Origin of the sequence: Acidovorax sacchari, assembly GCF_042847045.1 — a bacterium.
Classification (GTDB): Bacteria; Pseudomonadota; Gammaproteobacteria; order Burkholderiales; family Burkholderiaceae_C; genus Paracidovorax; species Paracidovorax sacchari.
In genome coordinates this window covers 2,193,271-2,218,742 of record NZ_AP035783.1, presented here as the reverse complement: position 1 = coordinate 2,218,742, position 25,472 = coordinate 2,193,271, and the positions used below count along the sequence as shown (strand labels likewise).

The window sequence follows — 25,472 nt, the reverse complement described above, 5'->3', positions numbered from 1 at the left end:
GACGCTCGAAATGGGGGCCGCCGGTTCACGCGGCGGCGCCCGGCTGACGGAGGAAGGACCGCGGTGCGCAGGGCCCGGCTAGCGCTGGCCTGCCGGCAGATCGACCCGGTAGAGCTTCACGGGGAAGCGGATGGTCGATGTCCCCTGGTTGAATGCCGGCGCGCCATCGATCTGCGGGACCGGCAGGTAGATGTGGCCCTGGCCATCCAGGAATGGCGCATCGACCCAGCGCAGGTTGCCGTCGCGGGCGATGAGCGACACCGTGCCGTCCGGCGCACGCCGCATCAGCGAGTTGTCGGCCAGCGGCGTGTAGTACAGGCTGCCATCGGCGCCCATCGCCGTGCCGCCGATCGGCGGGTTGTCGAACCACGGGCTCACATGCCGCGCGAGTGCCTCGTCGCTGAGGGTGTCGTCGTCCAGATGGCGTGTCTCCACCTGCGACAGCGGCCCGGCCAGCGGGCCGAAGTACAGGGTGCGGCCGTCCGGGCTCAGCTCCAGCGGATCGGCATTCACCTGCAGCGGCTTGCCGTCGTTGCCGGCGAGCACCTTGCCGTTCACGATGATCTTGTCGCCGGCACGGGCGCGCACGAACGGTGCGCCATCGAAGCGGCGCCGCGCGCTGCCGCTGTCCAGATCCAGCACGATCACCGCGCCTTCGCCGGCATCGGTCAGGTACGCGTGCCTGCCGTTGATGCGGATGTCATCGACGTACGAGTGTTCGCGGATCACGTCTTTCGGGAACGTATAGACGCGGACGACGGTGTCGTTGCGGGGATCGACATGGACGACCTTCGCGCCCCCGGCCACCGGCGTGCCACCGAACTCCGGCGTGCCGGTATCGACGATCCAGAGGTCGCCGCGCGCGTCCTTGTGGATCGCGTTGACGCTGACGAACGCGCGCGCCGCCGCGCTGCCCGGCTTCCAGCGGTTCCAGCCGGCATCCGGGTAGGGTGCGAGCGAGCCGTCCTCCTGCGCGATGGCCACCGCGGGGCCGGTGTTGCCCGTCCAGCGTGGCGAGCTGACGATGAAGCGCCCTCGCCCGTCGATCGCCACGGCATTCCACGGCATTTGCCGGCTCTCGCGCACGGCGACGGGCTGCGCAGGATGTGCCGTCGCCGCCGATGCGGCGACGGGATGGGCGATGGGAGCGGCGCCTGCGAGGACTGCGGCGACGAGAAGGACGGATCGGTGTTTGGCGAAGGGCAACGGCACGGTTTTCTCCAGCAGGAAGTTGCGAATGGAACTCCGGCCGGATTGTGGTGAGGCCGCCCGCCCGGAAACAGCGCCCGCCGGGGCAAGCAGTCTTGCGATAATTTTGAAAATCGTCGCCACAACCTGCTGGAAAGGCCTGGATGATCAGACTGGAAGATGTGCGGATATTCGTGTCCGCGGCGGACCACGGCAGCCTGTCGGCGGCGGCCCGCCAGCTGGACCTCACGCCGGCGGTCGCCAGCGTGGGGCTGAAGCGGCTGGAGACGGAACTCGGCACCCGCCTGCTCGCGCGCTCGACGCGCAGCCTTCGGCTGACGCCGGACGGCGAACGCTACCTGCAGTACGCACGGAATGTGCTGGAGCAGGTCGAGGCGGGACGCAACGCGGTGGCGCAGGGCCGCAGGATGATCGGCGGCGCGGTCTCGCTGTCGGTGCCTTCCGATCTGGGCCGCAACGTGCTGCTGCAATGGCTGGACGAATTCCAGGCCCGGTACCCGAGCGTCTCGCTGCAGATCCGCATCGGCGACCAGATCACCGACATGATCCGCGCCCCCGTCAGCGTGGCGATCCGCTACAGCGTGTCCGAGGATTCCTCGCTGGTCGCGCTGCCGCTCGCGCCCGACAACCGGCGGGTCCTGTGCGCTGCACCCGGCTATTTCCTGCGCCATGGCCGTCCCGCGGCACCGGCCGACCTGGCCCGGCACAACTGCCTGCGCTTTGCGCTGAGCGATGCGCTGCACGACCGCTGGACCTTCTTCGGCGGCGGCGGGCCGGAAGTGGTGGCCGTGCAGGGCGACCGCAGCAGCGACGACGGCGAACTGGTGCGGCGCTGGGCGGTTGCAGGGCTCGGCGTCGCCTACAAGTCCCGGCTGGATGTGCTGGACGACCTGCGCGCAGGCCGCCTCGAAGCAGCCCTGCCGGAATTCGAAGGGGAGCGCGCGCCGCTTCACCTGGTCTGCGCCCACAGGGCCATGCTCTCGCCGACGGTCAATGCGCTGCGCGATTTCCTCGTGCAACGGATCGGCGGCTACCTCGCATGAGGCGGACGCGGAGGCTGCAGCCAGGGCCGATTTTCAACAAGAATTTGAAACTGAATTTGCCCGCAGCGTCTTTTACAGGATGCCGTGCGGACCGATCATTGCACCCGTCGGGCCCGGTCCGCAGCGCAACTTGCCGCCGCGGCCGCGCGCCGATCCGATCCTGTCCTGAGCCCGGAGTGCAACCATGAAAGCCATTGGCTACTACCGCAATTTGCCGATCAGCGATGCCGACGCGCTGGTCGATCTGACACTGCCCGACCCTGTCCCTGGCGAGCACGACCTGCTGGTCGAAGTGCGCGCGGTATCGGTCAACCCGGTCGATGTGAAGATCCGGGCGGGCGTCGCGCCCGAAGCCGGCCAGCCCAAGGTGATCGGCTGGGACGCGGCGGGCGTGGTGCGCGCGGTGGGCAGGAGCGTCACGCTCTTCCAGCCCGGCGACAGGGTGTGGTACGCCGGGTCGTTGAAGCGACCCGGCACCAACAGCGAGCTGCACCTCGTCGATGAGCGCATTGCCGGGCGGATGCCGCAGACCCTGGATTTCGCGGCGGCGGCCGCCCTGCCCCTGACGACCATCACCGCCTGGGAGCTGCTGTTCGATCGCCTCGGCATCCAGGAAGGCGCAACAGCCCAGGGCGCCACGCTGCTCGTGGTCGGCGCTGCCGGCGGCGTGGGCTCGATCCTCGTGCAACTCGCGCGCCAGCTCACGGGCCTCACCGTCATCGGCACCGCCTCGCGTCCCGAAACCGCCCGATGGGTCGGCGACCTGGGCGCGCACCACGTGATCGACCACACCCGGCCGCTGTCCGAAGAACTCCGGCGCATCGGCTTCTCCGGTGTCGACTACATCGCGAGCCTGAACCAGACGGACCACCATTTCGATGAAATCGTCGCGTCGATCAACCCGCAGGGCCATGTCGCACTCATCGACGATCCCGGCCTCCTGGACTTCCGCAAGTTCAAGACCAAGAGCGTGTCGCTGCATTGGGAGTTCATGTTCACGCGCTCGATGTTCTCGACGCCGGACCAGGTCCGCCAGCATGAACTGCTGACCCGCGTGGCGTCGCTGATCGATGCCGGTGTGCTGCGCACCACGCTCGCCGGAAATTTCGGCACGGTGAATGTGGCCAACCTGCGGCGCGCGCACGAATGGCTCGAGACGAACCGGGCGCGCGGCAAGATCGTGCTCGAAGGATTCTGAGCCGGCCCGGAGAACCCATGGAACACGATGCAATGCGAAATCACGTCCGCCGGCGCGGGCTGTTCGGGCTTGGAGCGTTGCTCGCCGCTCCCCTGGCGATCGCCGCGGCATCCGCGCCGGCGAAGACGATGGCACCGCTGAAAGTGGTCATCCTTCTGTACCCGGGCACCACGATGCTCGACTGGGTCGGCCCCTACGAGCTACTCCATCGGGTGCCAGGGATCGACCTGGTGCTGGCGGCGAAGACGCGGGATTTCTACCGCAGCGACAGCGGCATGGTGGTCTACCAGGCGAATGCGCTGATCCGGGACATCGACCGGACCGACGTCCTGCTCGTCCCGGGCGGCGGCATGGGAGTGCGCGACGTCTCCAACGATGCCGAGGTCATGGGCTGGGTCCGGCGCGTCGATGCCACGTCCCGGATCACCGCGAGCGTCTGCACCGGCGCACTCATCCTGGCGCGCGCCGGACTCCTGCGCGGCCGTCCGGCCACCACGCACTGGGCGCTGCAGAACATGCTGGGCGACCAGGGCGCCACCTATGTCGACGAGCGCTGGGTGGTCAACGACAAGTACTGGACTTCCGCAGGCGTCTCGGCAGGCCTGGACATGACGCTCGCGCTCATCGGCCATCTGCTCGGGGAGGCGGAAGCAATGAAGGCCCAGCTGAAGATCCAGTACGACCCGAAGCCTCCCTTCCATGCGGGCTCCTGGTCGACGGCACCCGCCGCCATCCGCGAAGCCGTGGGCGCGCCGATGCCCGGCCGCAGTTGATGCCCCCGATCGCGCCCGGCAGTACCTTGATACGCACTGAAGGAAACCACCATGAACATTGCAAACCACGCCAGGAAACGCTACTCGACGAAGGCATTCGACCCCGCGCGCAAGGTGCCTGACGAGGTCATCGCCGAACTGCGCGAGCTGATCCGCTTCAGCCCCTCCTCGGTCAACTCCCAGCCCTGGCACTTCGTGGTTGCGTCCAGCGACGCAGCCAGGGCCCGCATCGCCAGGGCGGCGCAAGGCCGGTTCGCCTACAACGAGCCGAAGATCCTCAAGGCCTCCCATGTGTTCGTCCTGTGCGCGCGGACGTCCATCGACGACAGCCACCTCGCCGCCCTGCTCTCGCAGGAGGACGGCGACGGCCGCTTCGTCAGCGCGGATGCGCGAAACGCGCAGCGGAACTCGCGCCAGGGATACGTCGATACGCACCGCTATGAGCTCAAGGATGCCCAGCATTGGATGGAAAAGCAGGTCTATCTCGCACTGGGGACCCTGCTGCTCGGCGCTGCGACATGCGATGTGGATGCCTGCCCCATGGAAGGCTTCGACGCGAAGGTGCTCGACGAGGAACTCGGACTGCGCGCGAAGGGCTTCACCAGCATCGTGCTGGTCGCGCTCGGCTACAGCGGCGACGGCGACTTCAACAGGTCGCTGCCGAAGTCCCGGCTCGGGGCCGATGTGGTGTTCACGGATATTTGAATCCCGCACCGGCTTTCGGCCGGTCACCCATCCGGTCACCACGCAATGGCTGGACTCGATTGCAAAGTTTTCCCATAATATTTTTCAGGCAAGCCAACACTCCCACTGCAACCCGCTCCCCACCACGCGCCATGTCGATCTTTGCCATCACGGACATGACCGCGCCGCTGGATGTCGACAGCGTCCCTCGCCCCGTCGTGGCCCTGAGCGCCACGTCGGTAGCGAAGGACTGGGAAAACGCGAGGCATCGGCACCGCAAGGCACAGCTGATCTACTCCGTTCGCGGCATCCTCCGTTGCGAAATCGAAGACGGCGTCTGGATCGTGCCGCCGCAGTGCGCCATATGGATTCCCGGAGACCTGCCCCACGCGGCGCGGGGGTCGGGTGAAACGGAATGCCATTGCCTGTTCGTCGAACCTGACGCCGCGGCCGATCTTCCGAAGGCCTGCTGCACGATTGCGGTATCGCCATTGCTGCGCGAGCTGCTTTTGAAGGCGGCCGGCTTTCCTGAGCTGTACGCGCCGGGAGGCCGGGAGGATCGGCTGATCGCAGCGTTGCTCGACGAGTTGGTGGAAGCTCCGGTGGAGGACCTGCACCTTCCCATGCCGCGCGATCCCCGCTTGCGCCGCCTCGCGGAGATGATGCTGGCCGACCCCACGGACAAGACCTCGAAGGCCGAATGGGCCATCCGCATCGGCATGAGCGAGCGAAGCATGAGCCGCCTGCTGCTGCAGGAAATTGGAATGGGCTTCGGGCGCTGGCGCCGGCAACTGCACGTGATCCTGGCGCTTCAACGCCTGACCAGGGGCGAAAGCGTGCAGACGGTGGCATGGGAGCTGGGGTACGAAAACGCCAGCGGGTTCGTCACCATGTTCCGCAAGGCGGTGGGCAAGTCTCCGGCACGTTATCTCTCGGACCGCAGGAACGGCGCCGAGCCTGCGCCCGTGCCCGGCATCATGCTTTCCGACGCAATCCCGCCGTGACCGGGCCAGGCACCGCCTCCCGTGCTTCCCTGGGACGCTGCCGGCATTTCGCGCACGTCGTGGTGATGGTGAAGACCGGCTCCTCGCCGAGAGCGAAGCCCTCCTCGCAGGTCACAGACTCCAGGTGTTCACGCAGCATGAGGTCCTCGATGAAAACCAGCCGCGCGCCGCACTGGCACCGTAGCGTGACGTGGACGGCGCTCAGCGCTTCCGGCTTGAGGGCATAGAGCGCGCGCCCCCGCGCCCCTTCCGTGCGAAGCAGCAAACCGGCGTTCCACAGGTCGTTCAGCGCCTTGTAGATCGCTCCCGGCGTGAGGTTGTCGAACTGCCTGCAGAGCACGCGATACATGTGGTTGGCATCGAGGCAACCCGGCGCCGCTTTGTCCAGCACGTTCAAGACACCGGCACGCGCGATCGTCGGCCGCAGCTTGTGCGCCGCCAGGCGCCGTTCCTGGAACTACACCGGCGTTTCCGCCTCGGTCGGGGGTTCTGCAGTGTGCTTCATCTTCTGTCTGCCTGCCGGCAGACCGCTGCTGCCGAATGATGCGATCACATCCACGTCCCGGGAGGGTTCATCGCATGGTTTCATATCCATATTCCTGCGCTGCCGGATCCCATCCGCCCCCCAGCGCCTTGAACACTCTGACCCGCGTGGAACCCACGCGCTGGTCGGCTGCGGCCACCTGGGACTTCGCGTCGATCAGGCTGGCTTGCGCCACGAGCACGTCGAGATAGCTGACCGACCCGGCGCGGTAGCGCTGATTCGCCAGCTCGAAGGCTTTCTCGGACCGGTCGCGCGCCTCGATCAGCGCACCGCGCTGCTGCATCGCAGCGCCGTAGGCACTCAACGATTGCTCGGACTCCTTCAGCGCATTCAGCACCGCGCCATCGAAGCTGGCCAACGACGCTTCGGCTTGCGCCCTGGCCTGCGTGACACGGCTGCGTGCGGCCATCGTGTTGGGAAAGCTCCAGGAGATCAGTGGCCCCAGGGAAAACGACCAGGCGCGACTGCCTGTCAGCGAGTCGTTGCGCAGATAGTTCCCCGACGCACCCAGCATGATGCGCGGATAGAGGTCGGCCACGGCCACGCCGACACGTGCGGTGTCCGCTGCCAGTTGGCGCTCGGCCCGGCGCACGTCCGGGCGGCGACGCAGCAGCGCGGTGCCGTCGCCGATCGGCAGCGCCTGCGCGATCTCCGGCGCCCTGGTGCAGGTGCGCGCTGATTCGGGCACTTGGGAGGGTGTGCGGCCCATCAGCGCGGCCAGCTCGAACAACGCGGCATCCCGCTGGCCCTGCAGCGGCGGCAAGGCGGCCCTGGCCCGGGCCAGCGTGACGCCGGCACGCTCCACGTCCAGGCGCGACGCCGAGCCGGCATGTGCCTGCCGGCTGACCAGGTCCAGGCTCTGCCGGGCCAGTTCAACGGACGAGCGCGCGACGTCGATGGATTCGCCGTAGCTGCAGGCGTCCACATAGGCCCTCGTCGTCTCGGCGGCGACGACGACCCTCGCGGCGTCGTGGGCGGCAGCGATGGCACCGGCATCGTCGCGCGCAGCCTCGATATCGCGGCCGACCCGGCCGAACAGGTCGACTTCATACGCAATGTCGAGTCCGCCCCGGTAGCTCCATTGCGCGGGCGCCCGGCCGGCTCCCGTCCACGTGGTCTGGTCCCGGCCGTAGCCCGCTCCGGCGGACAGGCTGGTCGAGGGGAGCAGGCCACTGCGCGCCTCCGCGTAGATGGCCCGTGCACGGTCGAGGTTGGCCAGCGCCACGCGAAGATCGGTATTCGCCGACAGCGCTTCCCGTACCAGAGGGCCGAGCGCGGGATCGTCGTACAGCTTCCACCAGTCCGGTGGCAGCGGTGCGGCAGCATCCGCATCGGCCGGCTGGCTGACGAAGGCGCCTGCCGCGGCTTCGGGCGTGGCCGGAGGATGGTAGTCAGGGCCGCTGGCGCAGCCTGCACTGACGATGGCGGCGACGAGTACCAGCCAGGCCGCGCGGCCGGGCAACGCCATGGGTGCACGCGAAAAAGCAGGCATGGCAGGGGTCGGTTCACAGCGCGACATCGGGGGCCTCCGCGGTGGCGAGCTCACGGGCGCGGGGACTTTCCGCCGCTGCGCGGTGGTCCTTGGCGATGAAGCTGTAGATGGTGGGCAGCACGAACAGCGTGAAGAAGGTGCCGACCAGCATGCCCATCACCACCACGATGCCGATGGAGAAGCGGCTGGCCGAACCCGCACCGTCCGCGAACAGCAGGGGCACCAGCCCCGCGACCATCGCCGCCGTCGTCATCAGCACGGGCCGCATGCGCACCGCTGCCGCCTTCTCGATCGCCTCGATACGGCTCAGGTTTTCATGGTGCTGGATATGGTTGGCGAAAGTGACCATCAGGATGCCGTGCTTGGAGATCAGCCCGATCAGCGTGACCAGTCCGATCTGGGTGTAGATGTTGAGCGTCGCGTAACCCAGCCACAGCGGAACCAGCGCGCCGCAGACCGCCAGCGGCACCGTCACGAGGATCACCAGCGGATCACGCAGGCTCTCGAACTGCGCAGCCAGCACCAGGAAGATGACCACCAGCGCGAAGCAGAACGACACCAGCAGGCGGTTGCCTTCCTGCACGAACTGGCGGCTGTCGCTGAGCCAGTCCACGCTGGTGCCGGATGGCAGTGGCTGCGATTGCAGGAACGCGACCGCTTCGCCCATGCTCACGCCGGGCGCCGGCAGCATTTCCAGCGTGGCCGAGTTCATCTGGCCGAACTGGGTGAGTTGGTTCGCCTGCGGCCGCATCTCGACGCGGGTCACAGTCGAAAGCGGTACCAGCGCACCGGAGGTCGCCTTGACGTAGAAGCGTCCGAGGTCGTCCGGCGTCATGCGTTCGCTGCCGCGCACCTGCGGGATGACGTCGTAGGATCGGTCGTGGAAGTTGAAGCGGTTGACGTAGTTCTCCCCGACCAGCACGGCCAGGGTGTCGGCGATCGACTGCATGGTGACCCCCATCTCGCCGGCCTTCGCGTTGTCGATGGTGACCTGTGCCTGCTGGCTGTCATAGGACAGGTTGTTCTGCACATAGAGGAACAAACCGCTGGCGTAGGCCGCCATCTTGATCTTCTCGCCGGTCTCGTACAGCGTCTTGAAGTCGTCGGGCGAGCGCAGCACCATCTGCACCGGCAGGCCTCCGGAGGACCCCGGTAGCGGCGGCAACTGCACAGCCGTCAGCGTCTGGCCATCGATGGCGCCGCCAGCGGCCTGAATCTGGCCCTGGATTTCGGTAGCCGATCGCTTGCGCTGCGACCAATCCTTCAAGATGGCGCCGCCGAACATCATGTTCTGGCCTCCGGCTGCATCGCCGATGTTCATGAAGCTGCTGTCGAATTCCGGAATCGACTCGAACAGCTTCTCGATCTGTTGGGCATAGCGTGCGGTGTAGCCTGCGTCGGCATACTGCGGCGCCTTGGTGACGACAATGATGGCCCCCTGGTCTTCGGTCGGTGCCAGTTCGTGCCGGGTACCGTTGAACAGCACCACGATAGCGGCCAGCACGACCGCACCGACCAGCAGCACCGCGCCGCGCGCGGCCAGGGTGTGGGCCAGCAGGCGCCCGTAGAGCGAGGTCAGGTTGCCCATATGGTGTTCGACCCGCTTTGCCAGCCATCCCTCGCTCTGCCTGGAACTGAGCAGCATCGAACTCATCACCGGCGAGAGCGTCAGAGCGACGACCCCGGAGACGAGCACCGAACCGGCCAGCGTGAAGGCGAACTCCTTGAACAGCGCACCGGTCAGCCCGCCCATCATGCCGATGGGCGCGTAGACCGCGGCCAGCGTGATGGTCATGGCGATCACCGGCCCGACGATTTCACGGGCGCCGAGCAGTGCCGCACGCACGGGAGTCAGCCCTTCCTCGATGTGGCGATGGATGTTCTCCACCACGACGATGGCGTCGTCCACCACCAGGCCGATCGCCAGCACCATCGCCAGCAGTGTCAGCAGGTTGATCGAGAAGCCGCAGGCCAGCATCAGCGCCGCCGTGCCGACCAGCGACAGCGGAATGGTGACCACCGGGATGATGACGACGCGGAAGGTGCCGAGGAACAGGAAGATCACCACGATCACGATCGCGACGGCTTCGACCAGCGTGTGCTTCACCTCCTCGATGGAGGTGTTGACGAACCGTGCCACGTCGTAGTTGGGGGCCACGGTGAGCCCTGGCGGCGCCATCGCGCGGATCCTGGGCAACAGTTCGTTGACCTGTCTGACGATCTGCAGGGGATTTCCATCAGGCGTCGGCTGGATGGCAACAAAGATCGCAGGCACGCCTGTAGCAAATGACACGTTGTTGTAGTTCTGGCCACCGACCTCCATCGTGGCGACATCCGACAGCCGCACCACGCCGCCTCCGGGGCTGGACTTGACGACCATCTGGCGGAAGTCCTCGACCCCGCGCAGATCGGTGGCGGCACTGATGTTGGTCACCGTGAGCGAACTCTTGAGCTGGCCGGGCGCTGCCTGCACATTGTTGGCACGCAGTGCAGACGCGATATCGCCTGCCGACAACCCATGCGCAGCCAGCCGAACCGGGTCGATCCAGATCCGCATGGCCAGCGACTGGCCTCCGTAAATGTCGGCCGAAGCCACGCCGGGAATACCGGTGAAGAGCGGCTGAGCCACCCGGGACGCGAAATCCGTCACCTGCGGGATCGAGAGGGTCTTGCTGTAGAAGGCGACGAATTGCACCGCGGTTCCACCTTCGGTGAACTTGCTGATGACGGGATCGGTGACGCCCGCAGGCAACTGGTACTTCACTTGCTGCACCTTGGCGAGGACTTCCGTCATCGCTCGATCGGCGTTGGCGTTGAGTACCAGGCGCGCCTTGATCTCGCTCTTGCCCTGCTTGGTCGTCGAACTGAGGTATTCGATGCCGCTGGCCGTGGCGATGGACTGCGCGATGGGCGTGGTGACGAAACCCTGCATCACGTCCAGGGTCGCACCCGGAAGCGCGGTACTGACCGTGATGGTGGCGTTTTCCAGATAGGGGTACTGCCTCACCGGCAGCATGAAGACGGCGGTAGCGCCCAGCAGAAGGATCAACAGGCTTACGACCAGCGCCAGAATGGGCCGGCGGATGAAGATGTCGGTGAAATGCACGGCGTGTTCCTCTACCGTGCGCCAGCGGCGGAGGTGGCCGCCGGATCGGCGGGCGGCGTCGCGGCAACTGCCGCGGGCGGACGGATCGTCACCACGGCACCGGGCGGCAGCCGGTTCTGGCCGGCCGTCACCACGACGTCGCCAGCCTTCACGCCCTGCGTCACGAGAACTTCTTCGCCGAGCCGGCGGCCGGTGACCACGGGCACGGTGACCGCCTTGCCGACTCCCTGCGCATCGGCATCCCGCACCAGCACCACGCTGTCGCCGGAAGCGGATGTCTGGATCGCCGTCAGCGGCAATGTGATGGCATCGGCGGCGGCAGGCAGCGCCAGCCGCGTTGTCGCGTACATCCCCGACTTCAGCAGCCCGCCGGCGTTGGGCAACAGCGCCTGCACGGCCACGTTGCGGGTCTCGCCATGGATGCGTGGTTCGATGCTGCTGATCCTGCCGGTGAACACCTTGCCGGGCGCGGCGTCCACGCTGACCTGCACCGGCGCGCCCGGCCTCAGCCTGGGCAAGTCCTGCTGGGGAAGCGTGAAGTTCACATAGAGCGGATCGAGCTGGGTCAGCGTGGCGATCGCATCGCCGGCGTTGAGGTACTGCCCGGGATTGATGCGCCGTATGCCGACCTGGCCGGAGAATGGCGCACGTATGCTTTTCTGCTGGATCCGGGCGTCCAGTTGCCGGACGGCCGCCGCGGCCTGGGCGGCCTCCGCCTTGCGCTGTTCGAACAATTCGCGCGGTTCCGCGCCGGTGGGGGCCAGTTCCTGCGAGCGCCGCAATTGGACCTGGGCGAAATCGGCCCTGGCCACCGCGGCAGCACGATCCGCCTGTTCGGGAGCGTCATAGAGCTGTACCAGCACCGCACCCTCCTTCACGGTCTGGCCGGCGTCGAAATGGATCGCGGTCACCCGCCCCGGCGTATCGGGGGCCAGCAACACTTCGCGTACGGCTTGCAGATCGCCGACGGCCTGCAGTTCCTCTGCCACGCTGCGAGGTTCGGCGCGGATCGTCGAAACCGGCAGCGGCGGCATGGCATGGTGTCCCGCATCACCGCTGCGGGCGGTGCGCCAGGCATACAGCAGGCCGCAGACCACGACGAGGCCGACGACGCCGATGGCAATGGGCCGGGTACGGGAAGTGGCAGTGGGGCTCATGCGCAGCGTCCCTTCACGACCGGGGTGAGGGATGCGCGCCGCCGGGTGTGCCGGACCATCGCGCGGAGGCAAAGTGAATACATAGGGGGATTTCCTCGATAAGAACCGGCGCTTGCCCGGCCGGCGAGACACGCTCGGCCCGAAACACGGCAAACCACGACGCGGAGCCTACCCAGGGGCGCCTCCAACCCCATTGCGAAATCAGGTCAGGATATTTTTCATTACGGCCAAACCCGCCATGCCAATGCAAATGACCTGATTGAATAACAATCTGGCCTGAATTCGCCATCAAGCCAATCCCGGTCCATTGTGAAATAGCCCATCCAAACGCTAATGAGTTTTATTTGATGTGCGATCTCACGGATGCTGGAGAGCTCCAGTGGCAAATCGGTATGCGCGCTGCCGTCCTTCCTTCGCCGCGTGGGCACAGGCCCGCTCGCCGCAGCGTGCTCGGCTCGGCGGTCGCGGCAGCCATCTTCGTCAGCACGCAGGGCGTATCAGCTGCCGAACCGGTGCAGGGACACAACGAGTTCGAGGAAACAGCGCCGCGTGACGCGAAGACCCTGCCGGCCGTCAATATCACGGCCCGTGAGGATCCGGCGACGACCGAAGCTACAGGCTCCTACACGACGGGCGAAACGGCAGCGGCCACGCGCCTGCCGCTTTCGCTGCGGGAAACACCGCAGTCGGTCACGGTGGTCACGCGCCAGCGCATGGACGACCAGCAACTGAATTCGGTGCAGGGCGTGCTGGAAAACACCACGGGCATCGCCTCGTACCAGTCCGACAGCGAGCGCACGAGCTTCTATTCGCGTGGCCTGCTGATCAACAACGTGCAGTACGACGGCATCCCTACCGTGGTCGGCAACATTGTCAACGGCAGCGGCATCGGTTCTCTCGATACGGCGTTCTACGACCGTGTGGAGGTCGTACGCGGCGCCTCCGGCTTGCTGACCGGTACCGGCAATCCCTCCGCCGCCATCAACCTGGTGCGCAAGCGGCCGACCCGTGAATTCTCGGCCTCCGCCTCGATCGGTGCGGGGAGCTGGGACACCTACCGGGGAATGGCCGACGTTTCTACACCGTTGACCCAGGATGGCCGCATCCGCGCGCGCGTGGTGGGAACGTACCAGGACGGCCACTCCTACATCGACGGGTACCGGCCGCAGAGGAAGTCGTTCTACGGCATCGTCGAGGCGGATCTGACCCCGGACACGAAGGTGAGCCTGGGCTACGACTACCAGGACATCACGCCGAAAGGCGCCACCTGGGGCGGCATGCCGCTGTGGTTCAGCGACGGCACGCAGGCGGAGTATCCGCGCTCCAGCACCTACGCGCAGGACTGGAGCCGTTGGGACAACACCCTCAAGACGTCGTTTGCCGAAATCGAGCACCGCTTCGCTGGCGGATGGAACCTGCGGGCCGTCGCGAACCAATACCGCACCGCATACGATGCCGAACTGCTCGGCCTGATCGGCCGCCCCGACCGATCCACGGGGCTGGGCACTTATCCCTATGGAGCGTATCCGGTGGCGCTGGCGTCGGAAGGCCGCAGCCGCCAGAACAGCTTCGACGCGATGGCGAGCGGCCCCTTCGAACTGCTGGGCCGCCGGCATGAGCTGGTGGTGGGGGCGACGAGTTCGCGCCGCACGGCCGGCCAGCAGGATATCGCGCCCTTCTATCCAGGCGTCGTGCCGGTCAATGTCTATGACCTGCGCCCTGCCTATCCACGGCCCGATTTCGGGGCCATGACCTGGATGACGACCAACACCCGCATCCGGCAGAGCGGCATCTACAGCGCTGCCCGGCTGTCGCTGGCCGACCCGCTGAAACTCGTCGTCGGCGGCCGCTTCAGCAACTACGAAGTCGACGACGGCGCCGGTGGCAACCCGCTGCATTACAAGAAGACCGGTGAATTCACCCCGTATGCCGGCCTGGTCTACGACATCGACAGCACCTACTCCGCCTACGCCAGCTACACGGGCATCTTCAATCCGCAGACCGATTACCGGGACAGCAACGGCAATGTGCTCACGCCGTCCAAGGGAAAAACCAGGGAAGTCGGCCTGAAGGGCCAGTACCTCGACAGGCGACTGAACGCGTCGGTCGCGGTGTTCGAGACCGGGCTGGACAACGCGGCGCAGATCGTCGCAGGCACCTATACGCCAGGTGGAGCACAGGCCTACCAGGGCGCCGACGGGACGAAGTCGCGCGGGATCGAGCTGGACCTGCAAGGCGAGCTGGCGCGTGGCTGGAACGTCTATGCAGGTATCGCCCATTTCACGGCGAAAGACGGCGCTGGCGTCCGGCTGAACTCGCAGCTGCCGCGCACCACGGCCCAGTTCTTCACCACCTACCGGTTGCCGGGAGAGTGGAGCAGGCTGACTCTGGGCGGAGGCGCCAAATGGCAGAGCCGCATCTATGAGGCGCCGAACGCCGGCACCAGCTCGCTGGGCGGGGAGCAGCGTTCCTACGCCCTGGTCTCCCTGGTGGCACGTTACGCCATCACGAAAAAGACCAACGTGGCGGTGAACATCAACAACGTGTTCGACAGGAAGTACGCCCTGCAGAAGGGCGACTTCGACACGGTCAGCTATGGCGCGCCGCGCAACGTGATGGTGACGCTGGACTACAGGTATTGACGATGGAGAAAACCTCTATGCCCCGCCATTCCCCCGCCCAGCCACGCACTGCCGCGCTCCTGGACATGCAACGCCCGGACAAGGTCGCCCTGTCCTGGCTGACGACCGCCATGGGTGCCGTGCTTTTTGTCGCCTTCCAGTTGTTCTTCTACGTCAACGACTTCGCGAGGGCCCACGGAGCGACACCGGCGATCACGTTCGAGCCCGGCGTGCTGTGGATATTTCCCGCCTTCTATGGTTGCTGGATCGTCACGGTGCTTCTCGCGCTGGCCGGAACCCGGAGGGCCCGGTGGATCACCCTCGTCCTCGGCGGCCTGCTCGTCGTGCTGAACACGCTCGGGGGAGTTTCCGACGGGTTGCGCGACGGTTGGTATGTTGCCTTCTCGGCAGTGTTCTTCATCACCCTGCCCGGTGTGTTCGCCATTGCGGCCACCTGGCGCCATCTCAAAAGTAAGGGAGTGGGCCATGTCCATGAATAGCTCGAACTTTCCCCTGGTCTGGATGAATCTTTCACAGGAACCCGGGCACGACAATCAGAAGGACTTCGACGAATTCGAGGCCAATCTGCAGCGCGGCGAGCCCTTCGTGATCCTCAGCGATACCGCTCCCTCGGAAGACCATGAGCACACGCCCGGGGACAGGAAACGCACCACGCTCTGGATGAAAAAGCACAAGGACGCACTGCGCAGGCTGGTCCTGGCCATGATCCTGATCGAACCCAACCAGGCAAAGCGTCTGGCCTTCAAGGCCTTCTCGGTGGTCTTTGCCAAATTCTGGGGCTACCCCCTCCTTCTGGCGTCTTCGCATGAGCAGGCCATCGAGATGGCGACAGAACTGCTGTCAGCGAACGAGGAGTCATCTCGCTGAAGGCCCGGAGCGCTGCCGAGACCTCTCTTGCCAGCGACCTGCTGCAGGTCCTGGCGGACGGGTCGCGGCCTCGCGGTGCACCCGGCCCCCCCACCGGTGAACCTCGTCGCCCACGCAGTTCCCAGCGCCGCCGCCAGCAACACCACCAAAGCCGGCGCGAACGCGCGGGCGCCGAAGCGTTCGAGCAGCAAGCCTCCGACGATGCCACCGCCGGCAATGGCCGTGTTCCATGCGGTGACCAGCATGGACTGGGCCATGTCCGCCGCATCTCCTGCCGTCCGGACCAGCGCCGTCTGGAACAGTGTCGCCGCGCCTCCGAAGGCCAGCCCCCAGCCGGCCACCGCTGCATACACCACGCCGGGCGAGTCGCCCGCCACACCGAGTGCCAGCGCAGCGAGTCCGAACACCACCGTGCTGGCGAGCGTCAGCGCGCGCAGATGGCGATCGATCAGCATGCCGACGATCCAGATGCCCATCAGCGACGTGGCACCGAATACCAGCAGCACCAGATCCGTTCGCTCGGCCATGTCCGCCGCCGCCAGGAACGGTGCGATGTAGGTATAGAGGATGTTGTGGGCCAGCACGAAGGCGAGCACCAAGAACAGCACCGGAGCCACGCCCGGCAGCGTGAACACCTGCCGCAACGATGCCCGCTCGCCCGCCGTCTGTCCGGCGAAGTCCGGCACCTGCACGCGCACCCACGCCATGAGTACCAGCGCCAATGCGCTCATGATGCCGAAGCACGTCCGCCAGCCCGCCAGGCTGCCCAGGAAGGTACCAGCCGGCACGCCCAGCGACAGCGCCAGTGGCGTGCCCACCATCGCAACGGCGATGGCCCGGCCCTTCTGGTGCTCCGGCACCATGCGCGCTGCATGGCCCGCCAGAAGCGCCCACAGCAGCCCGGCCGACACGCCCGCGATGAAGCGAGCCACCATGGTCAGCACGTAGCTGCCGGACAACGTCGTCACGGCATTCGCGACCACGAAGCCCGCGATGGCCGCCAGCATCAATGGGCGGCGGCGCACGCCCTGCGTGGCGGCGGTCAGCGGAATCGCTGCCACCAGCGAGCCGATGGCATAGATGGTGACGGTCTGGCCGGCCCACGCCTCGGACACCGACAGGTCCTGCGCCATCTGCGACAGCAGACCGGCCGGCAGCGCTTCGGTCAGGATGGTGATGAAGGCCGACATGGCCAGTGCCAGCAGCGAAGCCAGCGGAAGGCGGTCACGGGATGCGGCGCTCATCGTGCCTCCTGCAGCGCAGGCTGCGCCGTGTCGTCCATGGAACGGGCCACGACCACCTTGCCCGCGACGCCCCCGAGCTCCACCAGCCGATGGGCTTCGATCAGGCGTGCTGCGTCCAGGGGATGCAGTACCCGGCTGACCGTCGAGCGCAGCACGCCCGCGTCCACCAGCGCCGCCACTTCATCGAGGATGCGATGCTGCGCGATCATGTCCGGAGTGCGGTAGAGCGGACGGGTGAACACCATCTCCCAATGCAGCGACACGCTCTTTGCCTTGAACGGCGCCGCATCCAGCGTGTCGTGGTCGTCGATGATCGCCAGCCGGCCCTGCGGCGCGATCAGTTCCGCCAGTTCGTGCAGATCATTGCTGCCGCTGCGGTCGAAAGAGCCCGCGTAGTACACCTTCTGCCCCGGCTGGAACAGCGTGACCGCGTCACCGACCGCCTCGACGACCCCTGCGGCATCCCACCCCAGGGAACGAACGGAATCCGGCGCATCCACGAGGCCTGCGCGGATCTTCGTGTCCACCGGATTGACCGAGACTGCGCGGACTGCCACCAGCAGGTCATGCGGTCCCGGCTCCGGGCGCTCGGCATCGACATCGGTCAGGCAGTCAGGATCGGCCAGCGTGGAACCGCGACGAAACGCGATGGAGGCCATCCGTGCGGGCATCGCTGTCATGGCCGAACCTCCTGCGCGCCATACACGGCATCGCGCAAGTCGGTGACGAAACGGCCGGACATGCCTTCGTACAGCGTGTTGGTGAAGGCGACCACGCTCAAGCCCTGCACCCGGTCCACGAACCACGAGTGGCCATAGGCGCCGCCCCAGCGCCAGGTGCCTGCCGATTCCGGCGACGCGGCCAGGCCAGGATCTCGCAGCACCGAGAAGCCCAGGCCGAAGCCGAAGCCCGGTGCGGCAGCCAGCTCGAGGCCGCCGGTCTGGTCGCGTCCCATTTCCTCGACCAGTTCCCCGGGCAGCAGCGTGCCGCCGCCCTGCCGCAGGGTTTCGAGCAGGCGCAGGAAGTCGCCGGCCGTGCCCGCCATGCCGGCGCCTCCTGACGGAAAAGCCTGCGCATCGAAAATGCGGGCCGGGCTGTAGGCGATGCCGACAGTGCCGTCGAACACCGCAACGGTCTCCCCTTCGGCCAGCCGGTGGGGCTGCGGAGCGCCGTTGACGTAGGCAGTGGCCACGCGCCGTGCATCGCGGGCAACGAAGCCGGTATCGGCCATGCCCAGCGGCCCCGTGACCAGGTGGCCCACCGCCTCGTCCAGCGGCGTGCCGTGGATGCGCTCGATCAGCGCGCCCAGCACGTCGGTTGCCAATGAGTATCCCCAGCCCGTGCCCGGTTCGTACAGCAGCGGCACGCTGGAGAGACGGTGCAGGTTCTCGGCCAGGCCGATGCCGGATGCGTCCATGCCGTCCGAGACGCCTGCGCGCGCGTAGGAACCGTCCTCGCCGGCCTCCAGGAAGCGGTAGCCGAGCCCTGCCGTATGGCTGAGCAATTGCCGGGCCGAGATGCGCGCCTCACGTCCATCGGCCAACCGGGGCCGGAACCCAGGCAGCCAGCGCTCGATGCCCGCATCCAGGTCGAGCCGCCCCTTCGCCACCAGCGCCAGTGCAGCGGCGGAAACGATGGGCTTGCTGACCGAGGCCAGCCGGAAGACCGTCTCCAGGGTCATGGCGTGCGCGCTTTCTCGGTCGGCAAGACCCGCAGCCTGCTGGTGGACCGGTTCACCATCGCGCGCGACCAGCACGACGGCCCCGACCAGGCGCCGGTCGTCCAATGCCTGCTGCACGACCGCCTGGATACGGTCGGAAAGGCGCGCGGGGGCCCGCCCCTGGCGCGCGGGGAATGGGTGACTCGTCATGGCAAATACCTCGGTGATGGACATTGCCTCGACGATAGGAAGACATCGATTCGAGAAAAAGCAGGCTACAGTTCCTTGATATCCGGAACGAAATGTCCGCAATCACCAGGAGCGCCGAGCATGGACAGCCTGAATGGCTTCACGGTTTTCGTGCAGGTGGCCGAGACGCGCAGCTTCGTCGCTGCCGGCCGGCTGATGGGCGTGTCGGCCTCTGCCGTCGGCAAGAGCGTGGCGCGGCTGGAGGAAAAACTAAGGGTGCGCCTGTTCCACCGCAGCACACGCAGTGTCACCCTCACGGCGGAGGGCGCGCTGTTCCTGGAGCGCAGCCGCCGCATCCTGGCCGAGATCGAAGCGGCAGAACTGGAACTGTCGCAAGCCACCGCCGCACCACGCGGACGCCTGCGCGTGAGCCTGCCGCTGGTCAGCTCGCTGGTGCTGCCGGTACTGGGCGAGTTCATGCGCGAGTACCCCGAGATCGAGCTGGACCTGGACTTCACCGACCGGATGGTCGAAGTGGTCGAGGAAGGCTTCGATGCCGTGGTGCGCACGGGCGAGCCGGCCGACTCGCGCCTGTCGGCCCGCCGTCTCGGCACATTCCAGATGCGTCTGGTGGCATCGCCCGATTACCTGGCGCGCCGCGGTACACCCGCAACGCCTGCCGATCTGCGCCAGCATGCCTGCCTGCACTACCGCTTTCCCAACAGCGGCAAGCTGGAGACCTGGGCACTGCGGCAAACGCCCGGCGAGCCCGAGGTTCAGTTGCCCACCTCGATGATCTGCAACAACATCGAGACCCGCGTCTGTTTTGCACTGCAAGGGCTGGGGATCGCCTACCTGCCGGACTTCGCCGTCCGGGAGCCGTTGGCCGACGGCCGGCTCACGCCGGTCCTGGCGGAGCATGTGGAGCGCAGCGGAGTTTTCCACGTGCTGTGGCCTGCGAGCAAGCACCCCTCGCCCAAGGTCCGGGCGCTGGTCGATTTCCTGTGCGCGCGGGTGTTTCCGGAGCACCGCGGCGAGCGACACCGAACGGCCCGGACATGACGATGCGTTCCAAAGGCAGGAACCTGCCAGGAGCGGCTGCAGCGCAGAGGCCCGCAGGCACCGGCAAATCCCGGGACAGACGGAGGGTTAAGCCTGCAGTTCACGGCAAAAAGATAGCTAGCTATCTAAACTTTTGCCATGTCCGATGCCCCACACACCGCCCCTGCCGATCCGGCGGAACTGCGACACCTCACCTTTTCGCTCGGCCTGTTGCAGCGCGCCTACCGCGCTGCGGCCGACCGGGCGGTCGCGCCCCTGGGCGTGTCGCAGGCGGCCGGCTGGGCCGTGCTGACCATCGGCCGGCATGGCGACGGCACCCGCCAGGGCGTGATCGCCGACCTGCTCGGCATCGAAGGGCCGACGCTGATCCGCACGCTGGACCAGCTGGTCGCCGCCGGCCTGGTCGAACGCCGGGAAGACCCGGCCGACCGCCGCGCGCGCACCCTGCACCTGACCGAGGCCGGCAAAGCGATCCTCGCCCGCATCGAGGAAGCCCTGAACGGCCTGCGCACCGAGCTGTTCCAGGACATCCCGGCGGAGGACGTGCGCGCCTGCCTGCGCGTCTTCGGAACGCTCTGGACGCGCCTGGGCAAGGCCGACCGCGGCGGAGCTGCCACGGAAGGCTGACATGCAAATGCCCCGCCTGCTGCCGCGCTTCAGCCCGGCCGAGATGCTCTTTTCCGCGAAATGCTTCGCCGCCGCCATGCTGGCCATGGCGGTTGCGAGCTGGGCCGGCCTGCCGCGGCCCTTCTGGGCGCTGATGACCACCTACATCGTGGCCAACCCGCTGGCCGGCGCCGTGCGGTCCAAGGCCGCATTCCGCCTGGGCGGCACGCTGCTGGGCTGCGCCGCCACGCTGCTGATGGTGCCGGCGATGGTCGATGCGCCCGAGCTGCTCACGCTGGCGCTGGCCCTGTGGGTAGCGCTGTGCCTGTTCGTCTCGCTGCTGGACCGCACGCCGCGCTCCTACCTGTTCATGCTGGCCGGCTACTCGGCGGCGCTGATCGGGTTTCCGGCCGTGAATGCACCCACCGGCATCTTCGAGACGGCCTCGGCCCGCGTGCAGGAGATCGGCATCGGCATCGTCTGCGCCGGGCTGGTGCACAGCCTGGTGTGGCCGGCGAGCATGGTCCCGACGCTGGTCGGCATGATGGACCGCACATGGGCCGATGCCGGTGCGTGGCTGCGCGCCATGCTGCAGCCGCCCGCTCCCTCCGACGACGGCCGGTCCGCCGCGCCGGCGCAGCAGGCCGCCCGGCGCAAGCTGGCGGGCGACATCTCCCAACTGCGCGTGATGGCAACGCACGTACCCTTCGACACCAGCCACCTGAAGTGGACGGCGGAAGCCATCCGCGCGCTGCAGCATGAAGTCGCGGCGCTCACACCCTTCGCCTCGGCCGTGGACGACCGGCTGCGCGCCCTGCGCGATGCCGATGGCCGCCTGCCGGCAGACGTGGAACGCACTGTGGGCCGGGTGCTGGCCCGGCTGGCCGACAGCGGCCGGGCGGGGCCGGGCCGGCCCGGCATGCCGCTGGCCGCCGAGGACGCGGCCGAACTGCGCATGGCAGCCCGTGCGCTGGCGGATTGCGCACCGCAGCCCGCGGACGGCTGGATCCTTGCGCTGCGCACGGGCCTGGCCGTGCGCCTGGAAGAGCTGATCGACGCCTGGGCCGCCTGCGTGCAGCTGCGGGAACGCATCGACGCCGGCCTGGCCGGCCGCCCGCAGCCGCTGACGCCGCCCGGCCACCGGACCGCAGTGCCCGCCGCGCGCAACGTTCTGCATAGCGACGTGGGGATGGCCGCCTGGTCGGCGGTGGCGGCGGCGCTGGCGATCTGCCTGTGCTCGGCCTTCTGGATCCTCAGCGGCTGGTCAGGCGGCGCGGCCATGCCCATGATGGCGGCGGTCTTCTGCTCCTTCTTCGCCGGCATGGACGATCCCGTGCCGGCCATCTACTCCTTCCTGAAGGCGCTGCTGCTGTCGCTGCCCCTGGGCGCGCTCTATGTGCTGGTGCTGATGCCGCTGGTGGTGGACCTGCCCACGCTGGCCGTGGTCTGCGCGCCGGTCTTCCTGGTGCTGGGCGCCTATATGGCGCGGCCCGCCAACACGCTGATGGCCATGGGGCTGCTGCTGTCAGGCGTGATCGGCACGCTCTCGCTGCACGACACCGGCCAGGCGGACTTCGCCAGCTTCGTCAACAGCTCGGTCGGCCAGGTGCTGGGCGGGGCGGCGGCCGCGGTGGTCACGGCGCTGATGCGGTCGGTGAGCGCCGAGTGGAGCGCCCGCCGCATCCAGCGCCGCACCTGGCGCGAACTGGGAGCGCTGCCGCGCCAAGCCGACGCCGCCCAGGCCCGCCTGCACGCGGCCCGCGTGCTCGATCGCATCGGGCTGCTGGCACCGCGCATCGCCCAGGCCGGCGGCACGGTGGCGGGCGTGAATGCCGACGACGCGCTGGTGGACCTGCGCATCGGCACCGACCTCCACGCGCTGCACCGCCATGCAGCGCTGCTGCCGGGCCGCCTCGGGCCGGACATCCTGGCCCAGGTGGCACGCCTGTTCCGCGAACATCCGGCAAGCTCCACCACCGAGCAGGCCGCACAGGCGCAACCGCTGCTCGCGGAGCGCATCGACGAGGCAGTGCAGGCACTGCTGCCGCCGGCGCCTGCCCCGCAGGCCTCCCCGGCCAGTGGCGCGGGCACCGGCACCGACGACGAGCGCCGCCGCGTGCTCGCCGCCCTGGTCGGCCTGCGCCGCAACCTGTTTCCCTCGCGGCCCTGGCCGGCCGCCCCCCATCCCGCGCAGGAGGCCCTGGCATGACCGGCGAAGCCACGTTCTATGGCGTGTACGTGCCCTGGCTGCTGCTGCTGGCCGTGCTGGCCTGGCCCCTGTGCTGGGGCGCGCGCCGGCTGCTGGGCAGCCTGGGTCTCTACCGCTGGGTATGGCATGCGCCCCTGTTCGACACGGCGCTCTATGTGCTGATCCTGTTCCTGCTCACCCGGCTCACCGCACCGGGAGGATTCTTCTCATGACTTCGACAACGACCCAAACGATCGCGACGCGAGCCCGCGCCTTCGCGGCGCAACTGGCCCGGGTACTGCTGACGCTGGGCATGGTGGCCCTGGCCGCCTGGGCCGCCCTGCGCCTGTGGGACCACTACGAACTCGCGCCCTGGACCCGCGACGGCCGCGTGCGCGCCAACGTCGTGCAGGTGGCGCCCGACGTCTCGGGCCTGGTGCATGCCGTGCAGGTGCAGGACAACCAGGCCGTCAAGGCGGGCCAGGTGCTGTTCGAGATCGACCCGGCGCGCTTCTCGCTCGCCGTGCAGCAGGCGCGCGCCGGAGTGCAGTCGGCCCGGGCCACGCTGGCGCAGGCGCGCCGCGAGGACGCCCGCAACGACAGCCTGTCGGACCTGGTGCCGCGCGAGGCGCGCGAACAGACACGGGCCCGGGTGGAAGCCGCCGCCGCCGCGCTGGCCCGGGCCGAGGTCGATCTGCGCACGGCCGAACTCAACCTGCAGCGCGCCACGGTGCGCGCACCGGTGGACGGCTGGGTCACCAACCTGGACCTGCGCGCGGGCGCCTACGCCGCCGCCGGCCGCGGCGCCATGGCGATCGTCGATCGCGGCTCCTTCTACGTCGAAGGCTATTTCGAGGAGACCAAGCTCGCCCGCATCCATCCTGGCGATGCCGTGCGGGTGACGCCCATGGGCAGCCGGGTGCCGCTGGCCGGCACGGTACAGAGCATCGCCGCCGGCATCGCCGATCGCGACCGCTCCACCGGCGCCAACCTGCTGCCCAGCGTCAGCCCCACCTTCAACTGGGTCCGCCTGGCGCAGCGGGTGCCGGTGCGGGTGCAACTGGATGCACAGCCGGACGCAGCCGGCCTCGTGTCCGGCCAGACCGTGCTGGTCGAAGTGGTGGCCCGGGAAGGCCGGACATGACACGCCGCCCCGCCCTCTCCCGTGCTGCCGGACTCGCCCGGCGGGCCGCGCCCCTGTTCGCTACCCTGCTCCTGGCCGGCTGCAGCAGCATGTCCGTCGGGCCCGACTACCATGTACCGGCCGAGGCGGCCGTGCGCGATCCGGCCGCGGCCCGGCCCTTCCAGGAGGCGCAGGCGGCCGGCGCCGATGCCGCCGTCTCCGCAGAGCCCCTGCCGCCGCGCTGGTGGCACCTGTTCCGCGACCCGGCGCTCGATGCCCTGGTGCAGGAGGCGCTGGCGCACAACACCGATCTGCGCGTCGCCGCCGCCAACCTGGAACTGCAGCAGGCGGCACTGGCCCAGGTGCGTGCCGCCGAACAGCCGCAACTGTCGTTGTCCGGCGGTCCGGGCTACGGCCACGTCTCGGGCCTGTCGGAACTGGCACCCGGCGTCAGCCCGTCCAACCAGTTCGCGTACAGCGTGGACGCGGGCCTTTCCTACCAGGTCGATGTGGTGGGCGAACTGCGGCGCGCGGCCGAAGCGGCGCAGGCCGACTCCGCGGCGGCGGCTGCCGCGGTCGACCTGGCCCGCGTGAACGTGGCGGCGGGCACCGCACGCGCCTATGCCATCGCCTGCGGCACGGGCCGGCAATTGAAGGTGGCCGAATCCTCCGTCGCCCTGCAGAAGGAGCAACTGGGCGTGGTGCAGCGGCTGCATGACGCGGGCCGCGCCGGCGCCACCGACCTGGCACGCTCGCGCTCGCTGCTCGCCCAGTTGGAAGCATCGCCCCCCGCACTGCGGGCGCAGCGCCAGGCAGCGCTGTACCAGCTGGCGGCCTGGCTGGGCCGCACGCCGGGTGCGCTGCCGGCCGAGGTGCAGCAGTGCGCCACCGTGCCGCAGGTGGCCGGCGCGCTGCCGGTGGGCGACGGGGCCGCGCTGCTGCGCAGGCGGCCCGACCTCCGGCGCAGCGAGCGGCAACTGGCCGCCGCCACGGCCCGCATCGGCGTGGCCACCGCCCAGCTCTATCCCAAGGTGTCGCTGGGCCTGTCGGCCAGCTCGGCCGGGCCGGCCTCCGACTTCCTGGGCCGGGACACGTTCTCCTGGAACATCGGGCCCCTGATCCGCTGGAGCCTGCCCAACACGGGTGCCGCCCGCGCCCGCATCGCCGGTGCCGAGGCCTCCGCCCGCATGGCCCTCGCGAGCTTCGACGGCACCGTGCTGCAGGCACTGCGCGAAACGGAAACCGCGCTGTCGGCCTACCGGCAGGAACTGGTCAGCGTGGAGGCCCTGACGCGCGCCCGGGACGATAGCGCCCAGGTGGCGCAGCAGGCGCAGCGCCTCTACGTGGGCGGCCGCAGCGCGTACCTCGATACGCTGGACGCCCAGCGTTCGCTGGCCACGGCGGAAGCCAGCCTCGCAGCCGCGCAGGCCCGGGTGGCGCAGGAGCAGGTGGCCGTGTTCATGGCGCTGGGTGGTGGATGGGAATGAGGTCGGATCGCAGGTCGCGCATCGAAGCTTGTGATCGAAAATTCCTCCTGCTCGATCGTCAACAAGCCCTGGAACCCGCATCGTTAAAGGCTTAGCGCGCTCGAAAGTGCCCTGGAACACCCTGCTCTTCGCCTCCTCAGAACGTGTTCAGCCAGATCGGGGATAATGCGAAGAGTTCCCATCTAGCCGCGCGC

Annotated in this window: 22 protein-coding genes; 14 read left to right on the top strand and 8 right to left on the bottom strand. The window is 68.2% G+C overall.

All coding sequences use genetic code 11. The features are described 5' to 3' along the window. Positions 1–78: 78 nt before the first annotated feature. The gene (locus ACGHC0_RS10115; RefSeq protein WP_368355098.1) at positions 79–1,212 is read right to left on the bottom strand and encodes an L-dopachrome tautomerase-related protein; all 1,134 of its coding nucleotides are present in this window, start codon (positions 1,210–1,212) and stop codon (positions 79–81) included. A 140-nt stretch (positions 1,213–1,352) separates the two neighbouring features. On the opposite strand from ACGHC0_RS10115, the gene ACGHC0_RS10110 reads away from it, so the two are divergent. From ACGHC0_RS10110 to ACGHC0_RS10090, 5 genes are all read left to right on the top strand, one after another. Next, entirely contained in the window at positions 1,353–2,252 is a 900-nt protein-coding gene (locus ACGHC0_RS10110) for a LysR family transcriptional regulator (protein ID WP_368355097.1), read from the top strand. Positions 2,253–2,436: 184 nt separating this feature from the next. Further along, positions 2,437–3,450, top strand: a complete 1,014-nt coding sequence (locus tag ACGHC0_RS10105) for a zinc-binding alcohol dehydrogenase family protein (protein WP_415268120.1) — start codon at positions 2,437–2,439, stop codon at positions 3,448–3,450. 32 nt (positions 3,451–3,482) lie between these two features. Further along, a complete protein-coding gene (locus tag ACGHC0_RS10100; RefSeq protein WP_415268119.1) occupies positions 3,483–4,223 on the top strand; it encodes a DJ-1/PfpI family protein in 741 nt (246 codons plus the stop codon). A gap of 51 nt (positions 4,224–4,274) precedes the next feature. Next, the gene (nfsB, locus tag ACGHC0_RS10095; protein WP_368355094.1) at positions 4,275–4,928 is read left to right on the top strand and encodes an oxygen-insensitive NAD(P)H nitroreductase; all 654 of its coding nucleotides are present in this window, start codon (positions 4,275–4,277) and stop codon (positions 4,926–4,928) included. Between the two features lie 131 nt (positions 4,929–5,059). Then, positions 5,060–5,911 carry an AraC family transcriptional regulator gene (locus ACGHC0_RS10090; RefSeq protein WP_415268118.1) on the top strand — a complete coding sequence of 284 codons (852 nt, stop codon included), beginning with the start codon at positions 5,060–5,062 and terminating at the stop codon, positions 5,909–5,911. On the opposite strand, the gene ACGHC0_RS10085 is transcribed toward ACGHC0_RS10090, so the two are convergent. From ACGHC0_RS10085 to ACGHC0_RS10070, 4 genes are all read right to left on the bottom strand, one after another. Next, a complete protein-coding gene (locus ACGHC0_RS10085) occupies positions 5,883–6,338 on the bottom strand; it encodes a transcriptional repressor (protein WP_415268402.1) in 456 nt (151 codons plus the stop codon). The genes ACGHC0_RS10090 and ACGHC0_RS10085 overlap by 29 nt on opposite strands. A 145-nt stretch (positions 6,339–6,483) precedes the next feature. Further along, positions 6,484–7,923: an efflux transporter outer membrane subunit gene (locus ACGHC0_RS10080; protein ID WP_415268117.1), complete on the bottom strand. Its 1,440-nt coding sequence runs from the start codon at positions 7,921–7,923 to the stop codon at positions 6,484–6,486. Positions 7,924–7,960: 37 nt separating this feature from the next. Then, positions 7,961–11,053 (bottom strand): efflux RND transporter permease subunit, encoded by a 3,093-nt coding sequence (locus ACGHC0_RS10075; protein WP_415268116.1) that lies wholly within the window; start codon positions 11,051–11,053, stop codon positions 7,961–7,963. 11 nt (positions 11,054–11,064) lie between these two features. Beyond that, the gene (locus tag ACGHC0_RS10070; protein ID WP_415268115.1) at positions 11,065–12,210 is read right to left on the bottom strand and encodes an efflux RND transporter periplasmic adaptor subunit; all 1,146 of its coding nucleotides are present in this window, start codon (positions 12,208–12,210) and stop codon (positions 11,065–11,067) included. 446 nt (positions 12,211–12,656) lie between these two features. Between ACGHC0_RS10070 and ACGHC0_RS10065 the strand changes: the two genes are divergently transcribed. Genes ACGHC0_RS10065 through ACGHC0_RS10055 form a run of 3 tightly spaced genes read left to right on the top strand, consistent with a single transcriptional unit; the run spans position 12,657 to position 15,719 of the window. Beyond that, positions 12,657–14,852 carry a TonB-dependent siderophore receptor gene (locus tag ACGHC0_RS10065; RefSeq protein WP_415268114.1) on the top strand — a complete coding sequence of 732 codons (2,196 nt, stop codon included), beginning with the start codon at positions 12,657–12,659 and terminating at the stop codon, positions 14,850–14,852. A gap of 17 nt (positions 14,853–14,869) precedes the next feature. Beyond that, entirely contained in the window at positions 14,870–15,331 is a 462-nt protein-coding gene (locus ACGHC0_RS10060; protein WP_368355087.1) for a hypothetical protein, read from the top strand. Then, positions 15,318–15,719: a hypothetical protein gene (locus tag ACGHC0_RS10055; RefSeq protein ID WP_415268113.1), complete on the top strand. Its 402-nt coding sequence runs from the start codon at positions 15,318–15,320 to the stop codon at positions 15,717–15,719. Before ACGHC0_RS10060 ends, ACGHC0_RS10055 begins: the two co-directional genes overlap by 14 nt. On the opposite strand, the gene ACGHC0_RS10050 is transcribed toward ACGHC0_RS10055, so the two are convergent. The 3 genes from ACGHC0_RS10050 to ACGHC0_RS10040 are packed head-to-tail and all read right to left on the bottom strand — an operon-like array spanning position 15,632 to position 18,833. Continuing rightward, on the bottom strand, positions 15,632–16,963 hold the full coding sequence (locus ACGHC0_RS10050) for an MFS transporter (protein ID WP_415268112.1): 1,332 nt from the start codon (positions 16,961–16,963) through the stop codon (positions 15,632–15,634). The two genes, ACGHC0_RS10055 and ACGHC0_RS10050, sit on opposite strands and share 88 nt — an antisense overlap. Next, positions 16,960–17,622, bottom strand: coding sequence for an alcohol dehydrogenase catalytic domain-containing protein (locus tag ACGHC0_RS10045; protein WP_415268401.1), 663 nt, complete (start codon positions 17,620–17,622; stop codon positions 16,960–16,962). The genes ACGHC0_RS10050 and ACGHC0_RS10045 overlap by 4 nt, the downstream gene beginning before the upstream one ends. Positions 17,623–17,639: 17 nt before the next feature. Beyond that, complete coding sequence (locus ACGHC0_RS10040; protein ID WP_415268111.1) at positions 17,640–18,833, bottom strand: serine hydrolase domain-containing protein; 1,194 nt, start codon at positions 18,831–18,833, stop codon at positions 17,640–17,642. A 120-nt stretch (positions 18,834–18,953) separates the two neighbouring features. On the opposite strand from ACGHC0_RS10040, the gene ACGHC0_RS10035 reads away from it, so the two are divergent. The 6 genes from ACGHC0_RS10035 (at position 18,954) to ACGHC0_RS10010 (ending at position 25,278) form a co-directional block, all read left to right on the top strand. Then, entirely contained in the window at positions 18,954–19,874 is a 921-nt protein-coding gene (locus ACGHC0_RS10035; protein WP_415268110.1) for a LysR family transcriptional regulator, read from the top strand. A gap of 138 nt (positions 19,875–20,012) precedes the next feature. Beyond that, entirely contained in the window at positions 20,013–20,501 is a 489-nt protein-coding gene (locus tag ACGHC0_RS10030) for a MarR family winged helix-turn-helix transcriptional regulator (RefSeq protein ID WP_368355082.1), read from the top strand. A 1-nt stretch (position 20,502) separates the two neighbouring features. Beyond that, positions 20,503–22,689, top strand: a complete 2,187-nt coding sequence (locus ACGHC0_RS10025; RefSeq protein ID WP_415926606.1) for an FUSC family protein — start codon at positions 20,503–20,505, stop codon at positions 22,687–22,689. After that, complete coding sequence (locus tag ACGHC0_RS10020; protein ID WP_415268109.1) at positions 22,686–22,901, top strand: DUF1656 domain-containing protein; 216 nt, start codon at positions 22,686–22,688, stop codon at positions 22,899–22,901. The genes ACGHC0_RS10025 and ACGHC0_RS10020 overlap by 4 nt, the downstream gene beginning before the upstream one ends. Further along, positions 22,898–23,812: an efflux RND transporter periplasmic adaptor subunit gene (locus ACGHC0_RS10015; RefSeq protein ID WP_415268108.1), complete on the top strand. Its 915-nt coding sequence runs from the start codon at positions 22,898–22,900 to the stop codon at positions 23,810–23,812. The genes ACGHC0_RS10020 and ACGHC0_RS10015 overlap by 4 nt, the downstream gene beginning before the upstream one ends. Then, entirely contained in the window at positions 23,809–25,278 is a 1,470-nt protein-coding gene (locus tag ACGHC0_RS10010) for an efflux transporter outer membrane subunit (RefSeq protein WP_415268107.1), read from the top strand. Before ACGHC0_RS10015 ends, ACGHC0_RS10010 begins: the two co-directional genes overlap by 4 nt. The last annotated feature ends 194 nt before the right edge of the window (positions 25,279–25,472 follow it).

What these genes read in the sequence shown, in the direction of transcription:
- ACGHC0_RS10105 (WP_415268120.1), top strand. Translation starts at nt 2,437, where the DNA reads ATGAAAGCCATTGGCTACTACCGCAATTTGCCGATCAGCGATGCCGAC.
- ACGHC0_RS10040 (WP_415268111.1), bottom strand. Translation starts at nt 18,833, where the DNA reads ATGACGAGTCACCCATTCCCCGCGCGCCAGGGGCGGGCCCCCGCGCGC.
- ACGHC0_RS10015 (WP_415268108.1), top strand. Translation starts at nt 22,898, where the DNA reads ATGACTTCGACAACGACCCAAACGATCGCGACGCGAGCCCGCGCCTTC.
- ACGHC0_RS10045 (WP_415268401.1), bottom strand. Translation starts at nt 17,622, where the DNA reads ATGGCCTCCATCGCGTTTCGTCGCGGTTCCACGCTGGCCGATCCTGAC.
- ACGHC0_RS10080 (WP_415268117.1), bottom strand. Translation starts at nt 7,923, where the DNA reads ATGGCGTTGCCCGGCCGCGCGGCCTGGCTGGTACTCGTCGCCGCCATC.
- ACGHC0_RS10100 (WP_415268119.1), top strand. Translation starts at nt 3,483, where the DNA reads ATGCGAAATCACGTCCGCCGGCGCGGGCTGTTCGGGCTTGGAGCGTTG.
- ACGHC0_RS10050 (WP_415268112.1), bottom strand. Translation starts at nt 16,963, where the DNA reads ATGAGCGCCGCATCCCGTGACCGCCTTCCGCTGGCTTCGCTGCTGGCA.
- ACGHC0_RS10055 (WP_415268113.1), top strand. Translation starts at nt 15,318, where the DNA reads ATGTCCATGAATAGCTCGAACTTTCCCCTGGTCTGGATGAATCTTTCA.
- ACGHC0_RS10070 (WP_415268115.1), bottom strand. Translation starts at nt 12,210, where the DNA reads ATGAGCCCCACTGCCACTTCCCGTACCCGGCCCATTGCCATCGGCGTC.
- ACGHC0_RS10025 (WP_415926606.1), top strand. Translation starts at nt 20,503, where the DNA reads ATGCAAATGCCCCGCCTGCTGCCGCGCTTCAGCCCGGCCGAGATGCTC.
- nfsB (WP_368355094.1), top strand. Translation starts at nt 4,275, where the DNA reads ATGAACATTGCAAACCACGCCAGGAAACGCTACTCGACGAAGGCATTC.
- ACGHC0_RS10110 (WP_368355097.1), top strand. Translation starts at nt 1,353, where the DNA reads ATGATCAGACTGGAAGATGTGCGGATATTCGTGTCCGCGGCGGACCAC.
- ACGHC0_RS10060 (WP_368355087.1), top strand. Translation starts at nt 14,870, where the DNA reads ATGCCCCGCCATTCCCCCGCCCAGCCACGCACTGCCGCGCTCCTGGAC.
- ACGHC0_RS10010 (WP_415268107.1), top strand. Translation starts at nt 23,809, where the DNA reads ATGACACGCCGCCCCGCCCTCTCCCGTGCTGCCGGACTCGCCCGGCGG.
- ACGHC0_RS10020 (WP_415268109.1), top strand. Translation starts at nt 22,686, where the DNA reads ATGACCGGCGAAGCCACGTTCTATGGCGTGTACGTGCCCTGGCTGCTG.
- ACGHC0_RS10030 (WP_368355082.1), top strand. Translation starts at nt 20,013, where the DNA reads ATGTCCGATGCCCCACACACCGCCCCTGCCGATCCGGCGGAACTGCGA.
- ACGHC0_RS10035 (WP_415268110.1), top strand. Translation starts at nt 18,954, where the DNA reads ATGGACAGCCTGAATGGCTTCACGGTTTTCGTGCAGGTGGCCGAGACG.
- ACGHC0_RS10090 (WP_415268118.1), top strand. Translation starts at nt 5,060, where the DNA reads ATGTCGATCTTTGCCATCACGGACATGACCGCGCCGCTGGATGTCGAC.